Source organism: Rhizobium mayense (assembly GCF_030272705.1).
Classification (GTDB): domain Bacteria; phylum Pseudomonadota; class Alphaproteobacteria; order Rhizobiales; family Rhizobiaceae; genus Rhizobium; species Rhizobium mayense.
The window spans coordinates 485142-497016 of record NZ_JARFYM010000002.1 but is presented as its reverse complement, the minus strand read 5'-3'; the positions used below and the strand labels follow the sequence as shown (position 1 = coordinate 497016).

The window sequence follows — 11875 nt, the reverse complement described above, 5'->3', positions numbered from 1 at the left end:
CTGACGTCTCGGCCCGGCTGTCTTGAGAAGGAATCATTCAGGTGGGAAGCAAGGCGGAAAGACGGATCGGACTGTTGTTCGTGCTGCCAGCGATTGTACTTGTCGGCCTCTTCCGCATATTTCCGCTCGCTTGGGGCTTTGTCCTTTCCTTCACCGATTCTGATGGCTTCGGAAAATCCGCCTTCGTCGGCATCGACAACTACGTCGCTGTCGCCAACGACCCCGCCTTTCGTGACAGCATTGAAAACACGCTGATCCTGATCGCCACGCTACCGATCTGGGTGATGCTGCCGCTTCTGCTCGCGATCCTCATTCACCAAGGCGTACCGGGCGGGAAAGTTTTCCGCGCCGTCTACTTCTTCCCTGCGGTTCTCTCGACGGTGATCATCGGATCGATCTTCAACGTCGTGCTGCGCTTCGACGGCAGCCTCAATGCCTTCCTCAAGGCATTCGGCCTCATCCCCGTCGATTGGCTCGGCAACGGCGCCACCGCGCTCGGCAGCCTGATCGCCGTGCAGCTATGGGCGACGTTCGGCATGAGCCTGCTGATCTTCATGGCCGGCCTTTCCACCGTGTCCAAGGAACTGATCGAGGCCGCGAGACTGGATGGCGCCAAACCGGTGCAGATCTGGGTTCATGTCATCATCCCGGCACTGCGTCCGATCATCGAATTCGTCGCCGTGGTAACGACGATCGGCGTTCTAACTTCGATGTTCGGACTGATTTATGTGCTGACTGCCGGCGGGCCAGGCACGGCGACGACGCTGCCGGAATTCCTGATCTGGCTGGAGCAGGGCAAGATGAACCAGCCGGGCTATGCGGCGGCGATTTCCATGGTGCTGTTCGTGGTGATGGCGGGTCTCGCCTACCTGCAGATCCGCATCATGTCCCGCAACGCGAATTTGTGAGGGGCACATGTCGATCTTGGCGAAACGAGAGAAGAGGCTGCTCTGGATTGCCTGCATGCCGATGACGCTGCTGGCGCTCTCCTGCATCTATCCGGTGTTCTTTTCCATCAACAACGCGCTGAAGACCAACAAGGGCTACATCCTCGACCGTTTCGGCCTTGTGACCGATCCGACCTTCGATAATTTCGTGACCGCCTGGCAGCGGGCGCATCTGAGCGATTATTTCGTCAACTCGGTCATCGCCACCGGCGGTGCGGTCCTGCTTCTGCTGGTGGTCTCGTCGCTCGCCGGCTTTGCGCTTGCTATGCTGCGTTTTCCCTTCCGACGATTCCTGTTCATGGTGATCCTCGCCTCGCTGATGATCCCGGTACAGGTGGTGCTGGTGCCGTTCTATCGAACGATCATCGCGCTCGATCTGGTCAATACCCGCATCGGGCTGATCATCTCTTATACCGCGTTCTTCCTGCCCTTCAGCGTCTACATGATGACTGCGTTCTATTCGCGCCTGCCGCGGGAGCTGGTGGAGGCCGCCCGAATGGACGGGGCGAGCATTTTGCAGATCTGGTGGAATGTCATGCTGCCGATGGGCAAGCCGGCGCTGATTACGCTTGGCATCTTGAACACGCTTTATTGCTGGAACGATGTGCTGATCTCGCTGCTGGTCCTGCAAAAGGAGCGCACGGTCATGGTCGGCATTGCGGCGCTGCGCGGCGAATACACCACCAATGTTCCGCTGCTGACCGCCGGCATCGTGCTCGCTGCCGCCCCCATCGTCATCATCTACTTGGTTTTCCAGAGGCAGATCGTCAACGGCATCGCCGTCGGCGCCGTCAAAGGCTGAAACGGATATTTTGAATGTCGCAAATCGTATTGGACCATGTCCGCAAGAAGTTCGGCGCCATCGATGTTCTTCATGACGTATCGCTGACCATCGAACGCGGCGAGTTCACCGTCTTCGTCGGTCCATCCGGCTGCGGAAAATCAACGTTGCTGCGAAGCATTGCCGGATTGGAGGAGATTTCGTCCGGCGATCTCTTCATTGGCGGGAAACGCATGAACGATACCGAGCCTTCAGAGCGAGGCGTCGCCATGGTTTTCCAGTCCTACGCGCTTTACCCGCACATGACCGTCGCCGAAAACATGAGCTTCGGCTTGCGCATGGCCCATCGTCCGAAGGCGGAAATCGACGAGAAGGTCCAGCGCGCTGCCGCGATCCTGAAGCTCGAAGCGCTGCTTGACCGCAAGCCGGCAGCACTCTCCGGCGGCCAGCGCCAACGCGTCGCCATCGGCCGCGCCATTGTGCGCAATCCGGACGTCTTTCTGTTCGATGAGCCGCTTTCCAATCTGGATGCGGAGCTACGGGTTCAGACACGCGTCGAGATCGCCAAGCTGCACCAGTCGCTCGGCAACACCATCATCTATGTCACCCATGACCAGACGGAAGCGATGACCCTGGCGCAGAAGATCGTGGTGTTGCGGGCAGGGCGTGTCGAGCAGGTCGGCCCGCCCATGGAGCTTTACGAAAACCCGGACAATGCCTTCGTTGCCGGCTTCATCGGCTCGCCCCGGATGAATTTCCTGATGGCAAGGGTCGGTGCCGATGGCCGCGCGCTGCACTTTGGCGATATCGAGGCTCCGGCCCCGCGCCTGACTTCGGCATTGAAACCGGGCGATGTTCTGCAGCTCGGCATTCGCCCCGAACATCTGGATGAGGTTGATGGCATCGGGCTGCCGGCGATAGTCGAAGTGGTCGAGAAGCTGGGTGGCACTGCCTTCGTGCACGGCAAGCTTGCCACCGGCGAGACGATCGTCGCCGAGAAACGCGACGTTGCGGCCCGCATGGGCGACGTCTTGGCGCTGCGTTTCGACATGGAGAAAGCGCGGCTGTTCACCATGGACGGCGCGAGAATTCGCTAATGGTCCAACGCATGGGGATGGTGATCGGCCTCCAGCCGGAAAAAATCGCTGAATACAAGGCTTTGCATGCAGTTCCCTGGCCGGAGATGAATGCAGCGCTGACGGCGGCCAACATCCACAATTACAGCATCTTCCTCAAGGAGCCGGAGAACCTGCTTTTCGGCTATTGGGAATATCTGGGCGAAGACTTCGAGGTTGATATGGACGCGCTCGGCGCAAAGGATGTGACGAAACGCTGGCTTTCCTTGACTGATCCGTGTCAGCAGCCGATGGCGACCGCCGGACAAGGTGAGTGGTGGAGCTTCCTGCAGAGCGTGTTCCATCTGGATTGAGAGGGTCGATATCATGCGTAAGCGAAGGATTACGTCGGCGGGATTGGATCTGACGGAAATCGGCTTCGGTGCCGCAGGGATCGCCGGCCTCTATGTGGAGTGCAGCGAAGAGACGGCGCAGGCGACGCTCGAACTCGCCTGGCAATCGGGCATTCGTTATTTCGATACAGCACCCTTCTATGGCGCTGGCCTGTCGGAAGAGCGTGTGGGCCGCTTTCTGGCCGGCAAGCCGCGCGACGACTTTGTTATATCCACCAAGGTCGGGCGCCTGTTGCAGCTGGCGCCGGTCTCTGCGGCTCCCTCCCACGGTTTCGTCGGCGCCCATTCATGTGCGATCGAATTCGACTATTCCGGTGACGGCATCCTGCGCAGCATCGAGGCCAGCATCAAGCGCACCGGGCTCGATCGCTTCGATATCCTCTATGTGCACGATATCGGCACCTATGCCCACAGCGAGGACGATAATGCCCGCCACATGCAGGCGTTCACCCGCTCCGGCATCGCGGCTCTCGATGAGCTGAAGGCAAGCGGCGTGATCAAGGGATGGGGGCTTGGGGTCAACGAAGTCGCCATCTGCCTCGATGTGCTGGAGCGAACGCACATGGACTGCATTCTGATCGCCGGGCGCTACACCCTGCTCGACAGGCGGGCGGAGGAAAGGCTCATTCCGCTCTGCGCCGAACGCGGCACCTCGCTTGTGGTGGGCGGCGTCTTCAATTCCGGCATCTTGGCAACCGGAGCGGTTCCCGGTGCGCGTTTCGATTATGTGGAGGCCGATGCCGATATTTTCGACCGTGTTGGCAGGATCGAGGCGCTGGCGGCGGAGGCCGGAACCGATATCGCCACTGCCGCCTTGCAGTTCCCGCTGCAGAATCCGGCTGTGGCCTCCGTACTGATCGGTTCGGCCGATACTTCAACGCTGAGACGCAATCTCACCGCACTCTCCCGTTCCGTCGAGCCTTCGCTCTACGAAGCGTCAAGGGCATTCACTGTGCGATGAGGCGGCCGCACCCCAGCAGCGGCATATTTTGCTTTGACGAAAATCGGGGATAGCGACTAAGTAGCAGGATCGGGCGTTGAGAGGGGAGTCGCATGGCAGCGACTAGGTTTGTCGTGCGAATAACCGGGGATGGCGTTGCGAAGAGATGGCCCGCGTTGCCCGGCAATGCAGAGATGACGCCATGACCGAGGCTTTGCCGTCCGGACGTAAGGCGCGTCGAAAGGGAAGCGGCGTCACCATGGCCGAGGTGGCTGCGGCCGCCGGCGTCTCCATGCAGACCGTCTCTCGTTATCTGCGCTTTCCCGATACGGTGAGCGCCGAGACCAGCAGACAGATTCAGGACGCGATCGAAAAGACGCATTATGTGCAGAACCTTGCCGCCAGCCATCTGGCGTCCATGCGCAGCAATACGGTCGCGGCCATCATACCGACGCTTTCCGCATCGGTTTTCGCCGAAACGATCCAGCATTTTTCCGAGGTGCTGCACCGCGAAGGCTATCAGATCTTTCTTGGCAACACGGATTATCGGTCCGATCGCGAAGAGGAGGTGATCCGCAGCCTGCTCGGCCGCCGGCCCGACGGGTTGTTCGTCATCGGCACGCATCATACCCGCAACAGCATCGCGCTTCTCAAACGCGCCGGTATCCCGGTCGTCGAAGGCTGGGACATGACGTCCCGTCCGATCGACCGGCTCGTCGGCTTTTCCAATGTCGCCGCGATCACCGAAATGGCCGGTCATCTGGCCAAAAGCGGCCGCAGACGCATCGTCTTTGCCGGCGTCTTGCGAAGGGGCGACAGTCGCGCCGCCGAACGGCGTGACGGCTTTGTCGCGGCGATGAAGGCGATCTTCCCGAATGAAGAGCCGAGACTTTGCATCGTAAGCGACCTGCCTCTCGAAATGGCCTCTGGGGCGGAGTTGCTCAGACGATCGCGCGAGACATTTCCGGACGCTGACGCGGTGATGTTTTCGAGCGACGTATTGGCGTCCGGCGCGTTGCTCGAAAGCGTCCGGCTCGGCATCGCGGTTCCGGGTAGCCTTGCCATTACCGGTTTCGGCGATTTCGAACTGTCCCGCCATCTAAATCCGTCTCTGACGACGGTTTCCGTTCCTTCCGACGAAATTGGCCGGCAGGCCGGCCGCCTCTTGCTCGAAGGCATGCGCGGCCTGCCTTCCTCCGCCAAACGCATCGACGTCGGCTTTACCCTGAAGATCCGCGGCAGCGGTTGATACACGACACGTCTTCTTCGGCCGAAGAATGGCCGTCAAAAATGTTAGCGCTCACTCTGGACAATTTAAAAAGAAGGCGTAGTTTGCGGGCAACGGAAAACATGCCCAGGGAGGAGTGCACTTATGGGAGTTCTGTCAGGCATACGCGTGCTTGATTGCTCGATCGCGATGGCGGGTCCCTTCGCTGCGCAGAGATTGGGCGATCTGGGCGCTGATGTGGTGAAAGTGGAGCCGGTCACCGGCGAATGGCAGCGGCATGTCTCCGCCGGCGGTGCCGGCGGCAACAAGGTCAACGTCTCCTTCCTGTCGCTCAACCGCAACAAGCGTTCGCTGGCGATCGACCTGAAGTCACCTGATGGCAAGCAGGTGCTGCTGGAACTGGTGAAGACCGCCGACGTCTTTCTCCAGAACTACCGGCCGGGCGTGGCCAAACGTCTTGGCGTGGATTACGAGTCGCTTTCGGCGATCAATCCGCGGCTCGTCTATGTCTCCATCTCGGGCTATGGCGAAGACGGCCCTTATATGAACCGCCCGGGCCAGGATCTTGTTTTGCAGGGCATGTCAGGCGCCATGCTTTCGGCCGGACGTGAGGGCGAGGCGCCCACAGCCGCCGGCCAGTATCTTGTGGACGCGATCACGGCCTACACCGCCTTCGAGGGCGCGCTTGCGGCGCTGTTCCATCGTGAACGCACCGGGGAAGGGCAGCTCGTGCAGGTCAATATGCTGGACTCGATCACGACGATCCAGATGCAGGAGCTTTCCGTCTTTACCGTCGGCCACAAACCGCAAAAGCGGTCCGCCGAACCGCATGCGCATGTCTATATCCGCGCCCCCTATGGAGCATTTGCCACCAGCGATGGCTTCATCATCGTCGCCTTCCCCAAGCTCAAGACGTTTGGCGAGGTGATCGGTGAAGAGAGCTTCCTGACGATGGTTGACGAGACCGACACCTGGTCCCGTCGCGACGAAATTTTCGCCAAGACGCGTGAGAAATTGAAGGCAAAGACGACGGCCGAATGGCTGGAATTGATGCGGGCAGCCGATATCTGGTGCGGTCCGGTTTATGGCTATGCCGATCTGGTCGAGGATGAGCAGATCAAGCACAACGGCACCTTCGTGGAATATGAACATCCGACCGAGGGGCTGGTGAAGACGCCGGGCTTTCCGATCCGCTTCTCCAAGACGCCCTCCACCGTCGCGCGTGGTGCGCCGCTGACCGGTCAGCATACGCGCGAAATCCTGAGTGAGGCCGGATACGACGCAGCCGAGATTGCGGCGTTGGAGCGAGCCGGAGCGATCGCCTCGGGAGAGCTGTGACATGCAGCGCCTGGAGGCTCTGACCTGGGATCATCCGCGCGGCTACAATGCTCTTGCCGCCGCCGCGCGTTTGCCGGCGCTTACGGAGAGCGGCCTGTCGATCGCCTGGGATAAACAACCCTTGGAGGGCTTCGAATCCCATCCGATCGCCGATCTCTGCGCGCGCTACGATCTCGTTGTCCTCGATCATCCGCATGTCGGCGAAGCGGTTGCCGGCGAATGTCTGCGGCCGCTCGAAGAGGTCTTCGGAATCGAAGTGATCGCACGGATCGAGGCGGACTGCATCGGACCGTCGCTGGCAAGCTATCGTTTTGCCGGATCGCATTGGGCGCTGCCCCTTGATGCTGCCACACAGGTGATGGCCTGCCGGGCGGATCTGACGGATGGTCTCGCGCCGGTCACCTGGGACGAGGTAGCGGCGCTTTCCGCTTTGACCGGTAAGGTGGCGCTATCGCTTGCCGGCCCGCACGCCATTCTCTCCTTCTTGTCGATCGCCACCGCCTATGGCGAACCGCCGGCCGAAGCCGATCTGGATATCCTGGTATCGCCGGCGACGGGGAAGGCAGTCTATGACCTGATGTTCGATCTTGCGCACCGCAGCCCATTGTCGGCGCGCGAGAAGAACCCGATCGGCATCCTTCAGCACATGTCCTCGCATGACGACGTCATTCTTTGCCCGCTCGTTTATGGATATGTGAACTATGCCGCCCCCGGTCACGGCCGCCCCATCGCGTTTCACAATGCTCCACGTCAATCCGTTGGCGGCCGGCCGGGTTCGACGCTTGGCGGCACCGGTATCGGCATCTCTCGCCGATGCCCGATAACGCCGGAGCTGAAAACCCATCTCCTCTGGCTGATGAGCCCCGAGGCCCAGATCGGCTTTATTCCGGGCCATGAGGGACAGCCTTCGCTCCGGGCAGCCTGGCACGATGCCGGCGTCAATGCACGCTGGGGCCGGTTTTACGAAAATACCGCCGAGACGCTGGAGGTGGCCTATGTCCGCCCGCGGCACAATGGCTACATCGCTTTCCAGACCCGCGCCTCCGCTTTGCTGAGGCGGGCCTTCGATACGCGCGCGCCGGCGCAGGGCGTCATCGACCAGTTGCAAACCATCTACTGCGAACACCGCGTCGCCGGTGGCGAAAGATAGGAACCGCCATGACCGAAGACATAAAATTTTCTATCGATGGCGCCATTGCCACCATCACCCTCAATCGCCCGCAGAAACTGAATGCGGTCACACCCGAGATGGCGGATGCCATCGTCGAAGCGGTCAAAACCTGTAACGACAGCGATACGATCCGCTGTGTCATCCTGACCGGTGCAGGGGAACGCGCCTTCTGTGCCGGGTCGGACATTCGCGAGCTCGATACCTATGAGACGCCCTGGCAGTTCCGCAACCGGCCGGACTATTGCGACGCCTTTCGCGCTTTGCTGAAGCCGACGATCTGCGCCGTCAACGGCTATGCCTTTGGCGGAGGTCTTGAAACGGCAATGTCCTGCGATATCCGCATCGCCTCGGACAATGCGCAATTTGCAGCTCCTGAGATCAAGCTCGGCTGGATCGGCGGCGGCGGGATGGCGGCGCATCTTCTCCATTCCATCGGCGCATCCAATGCTGCGCTGATGCTGATGACCGGCGATCCCATTCCGGCCGACAAGGCATTGCAATGGGGACTTGTCAGCGAAGTTCTGCCGTCGGAACAACTTCTTCCGCGAGCCCGCGCCGTTGCCGAGATCATCGCCTCTCGCGCGCCGATCGCGGCGGAAACCGCCAAGCTCGATCTTAAGGCGGCCGTCTCGATGCCGCTTGAAAAGGCGATCGAATACGAACGCGACCTGCAGACGATCTGCTTCGCAACGGCGGACGCCGCAGAAGGGCGAGCCGCTTTCAAGGAGAAGCGGCAGCCGATCTTTACCCGAAGGTAAGTTTTCGGATCGCGGCCATCACATGGAGGCATGTCGCGGGAGCAGCGGGGCGGCAGGTAATCGCCGATCCCGCCTCGCTATATGCGGCCGCGTAGATCATATCCGATTCTGTAGAAGAAGCTGCCGACCGGTGCGCCTTGTTTTGTAACCTTTTGCTCTTTGATCTCGCTCAACCGGGAAAAGAGTCCGTTAAAGGATGCCTGCTCAAGGTCGCCCCTTTTCAGCCCGAAAAGAATGACATTGCGCCCCTGCATGTCGGCAGGTTTGAACCAGTATCCATACATGAGACTGTCCAGGCCGAGCGCGCCACGACCCACGGAGGTCCGAACGGCGTCGTCGTCAACGCGATCATAGAAGGCGATTTCGCTTGCGACGAAATACCTGTCCATTCCCGCCAGCAGGACCTGCTTGCCCGTTTCCTGTTCGACGTTGCGTTCGATCAGGCCCGCTTCGTGGCCGAACTCCTCCCATGCGACAGGGAGCGTCCGGATGTTGCCGAAGTGACCGACCAATGGGAACCCGAGGACGAGATAATGCAGACCAAGCCCGTAGATCACCAGCATGGTCATGACAGTCGGAATCCAAAGCCGACGCAGTAGGCCGTCAAATCTCGACAGGCTGCCGCCGACTGCGACGATGGTTGCCGAAATCGCCGGCAAAAGTGCGAGCCAGAGCGGCCCCGTCCAGTTCAGCTTGACCTCATGAAAGAGGCTGAACGCGATAAAGACCGACAGGGGAACGATCGTATAGATCTTGATGAAGAGAGAGCGGCGTCGGGCCTCCGCGTCTGCGTTCGTTGCGAGCGTTACGCGGTTTTTGGTCACCAGCGCCGCTATCGCGGCCACCAATCCCAGTGGTGTCAGCAGGATGGCTGCGCTGCTGATCAGGTCGGGAAGCGAGAAGGTCGTTGCGCTTTGCAGGCGCCCTGAACTTTGGAATGCGAAAGATGCCCAAGCATGTGTCGCATTCCAGTAGATCACCGGTGAGAAGAGTACGGCAGCGACCGCGGCGGCAAGATAAGGTTCTGGCCTAAGCAGCCAACGCCGCGCCCTGGCGTCGAGAAGCAGGAAGATCAGCGTGGCGGGACCGAGGAGCGCGATCGTATATTTGGAAAGCATCCCGAGGCCCATGCACAGGCCGACACCCCACCAGGCCCGACGTCTACCTCCTATCAGCGCCCGCTCGAGAAAATAAAGTGTTCCGGCCCACGCAGCCGTCAGAGGTACGTCCGGCATCATCATGAAGCCGGTGGAAAAGAAAAACGGCAAGATGGCGACGAGCAGAACGCTGACGAACGCAGCCGATTTGCCGGACAGATTGCGTGATAACCGGAAAGCGAAAAAGCATGTCACGATCCAGGCGAGATAAGCGCCGATTCGGACACCGAACCCCGTATTGCCAAACAGGCTTGTTCCGAGCCATATCAGCCAGGCGACCATTGGCGGATGGTCGAGATATCCGATGTCGAGATGCTGGGCGTAATTCCAGTAATAGGTTTCCTCCGGCACGAGGTCGACAAGCCCGAGGAAAACAAATCGCAAAGCGAGGATGTATCCCAGCACGCCGATTGCCGCCACGCGCCATCGAACGTCGGATGGCATGCGCGGGTTCTCAGACGGGAACACGAAGAAGGCGTTGCCGAGATAGTTGACGATGGCGGCGGCCCCGACGCCGAGAATGATGGCAGCTTGAGGGGGCCATCCGAGCAGCTCGACGGCGCCCGCAAGCACGCCGCCCCGCAAGGCGAAAGCAAGCAGGCAGATGGTCATGAAGCGGATGTAACGTCTCCAATCCCGCTCACGGAGGCGCGGCCCGTCGCCGGCAAATGCCCATCTGGAATTCAAAATATAGTTGGAAATCGTGGCGACCGCGAAGCTGGTGACATGCGCTGCTACCAGCCCAAACCCCATCCCGAACAGGATCTGGAAGATCAGCAGGTCGAGAGCCAGGCCAATGAGGCCGACCCCGGCAAAGCGAGTCGCATTTCCAAAAGAAACCGCGCCTCCGGCAAGGACGAGCAGACGACGGGCATAATCGATCATGTGCCCCCATCCGATCTTCGTTTGCCCGTGCACTCGATCGCGAAAAATGATCGGGACCTCGGTTAGCCGAAGCGCGTCGCCGCCTTCCGCGATGATCTCTAGACCGATCTTGAAACCGATCGCCGTTGGATCGATCGCCAGAAGCCGCTCCTTGCGCACGGCGAAGAAGCCGGACATCGGATCCCGCATATCGGTCAAGGGCCAGGCCAAGGCGCCGCCGAGACGCGAGAGCAGCCGGCGCGACCGTGGCCAATCCGGAGTGGCGCCACCCGGCACATAGCGGCTGCCGACCACCATGTCGCTCGTCCCATCGATTATGGGTCGAACGAGATTGCGGATATCCTCCGGCGGATGGCTTAAATCGGCATCCATGACTACGACAATGTCGCTGCTGGCATATTTCGCTGCCCAGAGCACATCTCCGGCCAGTCCTCCTTTGCCGCCTGCGAAAACCAGCCTGACAGGCGCCTTGCTCTCCCACGCCCGGACGCGCTCGATCGTGCCGTCGGTCGATCCGCCGTCTGCGATCAGGACCTCCAGCGCGATGTCGTCACCGGACTGCGAAAACAGGGCGGACAGGAGAATATCGACATTGTCGGTCTCGTTGAGGGTCGGAACGACAACTGAAATCAATTGTTGATGTTTCATGGCATTGCCAGGGGAAGCGTCTGGCTCGGATGCAAGACCTTTGCCGGCCGGCTTCAGCGACCGATCTGAAATATTGCGGGAATGGTTCACAGGCTTACAGACGATAACAAAGCGCCGGAGCGCGGGGACGCCAGAACAGCCCTAGACCAATACAGTGGGATCCGAGCGACCGAATAATAATTTTGGGTTTGCACTTGCTTCATGAGGAATCGCTTTCTTTCCCGGCGGGCGCGACTATCGGCAATGACGCTGACAGCCACCTGAACACTATTTTTAAGTCGTTTTTTAGTCTTTGCTGAATCGGCGCCCCTCAGACCGCGTCCACCAGCAGCCGGCCGGCGTTCAATGGGGTGTGACCTGACGTTACGTCATTCAAAAGCCATAAAGGGTGGGGAGGGTCGTGGCGGTACAGACGTACCAAGCGTACCTTCGCCACCCATCGGCCAGCACGTCTGCGACAACAGCTTTCAGCTTTGGAAAGTTGCGCTCGGCGGGACGGGTTTTAATCCACAGGACCTGAATGAGTAGGTTCGCCGCGACCAAAGCAGATTTGC

General features: G+C 60.2%; 10 protein-coding genes. 9 read left to right on the top strand and 1 reads right to left on the bottom strand.

Going from position 1 to position 11875, the window contains the following annotated elements:
* Positions 1–41: 41 nt before the first annotated feature.
* The 9 genes from PY649_RS04995 to PY649_RS04955 all read left to right on the top strand — a co-directional run bounded on the left by PY649_RS04995 (position 42) and on the right by PY649_RS04955 (position 8631).
* Positions 42–908, top strand: a complete 867-nt coding sequence (locus tag PY649_RS04995) for a carbohydrate ABC transporter permease (RefSeq protein WP_285867082.1) — start codon at positions 42–44, stop codon at positions 906–908.
* A gap of 7 nt (positions 909–915) precedes the next feature.
* Entirely contained in the window at positions 916–1749 is an 834-nt protein-coding gene (locus tag PY649_RS04990) for a carbohydrate ABC transporter permease (RefSeq protein ID WP_285867081.1), read from the top strand.
* 14 nt (positions 1750–1763) lie between these two features.
* Positions 1764–2825 carry an ABC transporter ATP-binding protein gene (locus PY649_RS04985; RefSeq protein ID WP_285867080.1) on the top strand — a complete coding sequence of 354 codons (1062 nt, stop codon included), beginning with the start codon at positions 1764–1766 and terminating at the stop codon, positions 2823–2825.
* Positions 2826–2836: 11 nt separating this feature from the next.
* Positions 2837–3157, top strand: coding sequence for an L-rhamnose mutarotase (locus PY649_RS04980; protein WP_285867079.1), 321 nt, complete (start codon positions 2837–2839; stop codon positions 3155–3157).
* A gap of 13 nt (positions 3158–3170) precedes the next feature.
* Positions 3171–4157: an aldo/keto reductase gene (locus PY649_RS04975; protein WP_285867078.1), complete on the top strand. Its 987-nt coding sequence runs from the start codon at positions 3171–3173 to the stop codon at positions 4155–4157.
* 181 nt (positions 4158–4338) lie between these two features.
* Positions 4339–5385 (top strand): LacI family DNA-binding transcriptional regulator, encoded by a 1047-nt coding sequence (locus PY649_RS04970; RefSeq protein ID WP_285867077.1) that lies wholly within the window; start codon positions 4339–4341, stop codon positions 5383–5385.
* A gap of 123 nt (positions 5386–5508) precedes the next feature.
* A complete protein-coding gene (locus tag PY649_RS04965; RefSeq protein WP_285867076.1) occupies positions 5509–6702 on the top strand; it encodes a CaiB/BaiF CoA transferase family protein in 1194 nt (397 codons plus the stop codon).
* 1 nt (position 6703) lies between these two features.
* A complete protein-coding gene (locus PY649_RS04960; protein WP_285867075.1) occupies positions 6704–7852 on the top strand; it encodes an extracellular solute-binding protein in 1149 nt (382 codons plus the stop codon).
* 8 nt (positions 7853–7860) lie between these two features.
* Positions 7861–8631, top strand: a complete 771-nt coding sequence (locus tag PY649_RS04955; RefSeq protein WP_285867074.1) for an enoyl-CoA hydratase/isomerase family protein — start codon at positions 7861–7863, stop codon at positions 8629–8631.
* Between the two features lie 77 nt (positions 8632–8708).
* Here the strand turns inward: PY649_RS04955 and PY649_RS04950 are convergent, their stop codons facing one another.
* Positions 8709–11321: a glycosyltransferase family 39 protein gene (locus tag PY649_RS04950; protein WP_285867072.1), complete on the bottom strand. Its 2613-nt coding sequence runs from the start codon at positions 11319–11321 to the stop codon at positions 8709–8711.
* Between the last annotated feature and the right edge of the window lie 554 nt (positions 11322–11875).

Coding starts and splice junctions, on each gene's coding strand:
- PY649_RS04990 (WP_285867081.1), top strand. CDS start 916: ATGTCGATCTTGGCGAAACGAGAGAAGAGGCTGCTCTGGATTGCCTGC.
- PY649_RS04985 (WP_285867080.1), top strand. CDS start 1,764: ATGTCGCAAATCGTATTGGACCATGTCCGCAAGAAGTTCGGCGCCATC.
- PY649_RS04980 (WP_285867079.1), top strand. CDS start 2,837: ATGGGGATGGTGATCGGCCTCCAGCCGGAAAAAATCGCTGAATACAAG.
- PY649_RS04975 (WP_285867078.1), top strand. CDS start 3,171: ATGCGTAAGCGAAGGATTACGTCGGCGGGATTGGATCTGACGGAAATC.
- PY649_RS04970 (WP_285867077.1), top strand. CDS start 4,339: ATGACCGAGGCTTTGCCGTCCGGACGTAAGGCGCGTCGAAAGGGAAGC.
- PY649_RS04965 (WP_285867076.1), top strand. CDS start 5,509: ATGGGAGTTCTGTCAGGCATACGCGTGCTTGATTGCTCGATCGCGATG.
- PY649_RS04960 (WP_285867075.1), top strand. CDS start 6,704: ATGCAGCGCCTGGAGGCTCTGACCTGGGATCATCCGCGCGGCTACAAT.
- PY649_RS04955 (WP_285867074.1), top strand. CDS start 7,861: ATGACCGAAGACATAAAATTTTCTATCGATGGCGCCATTGCCACCATC.
- PY649_RS04950 (WP_285867072.1), bottom strand. CDS start 11,321: ATGAAACATCAACAATTGATTTCAGTTGTCGTTCCGACCCTCAACGAG.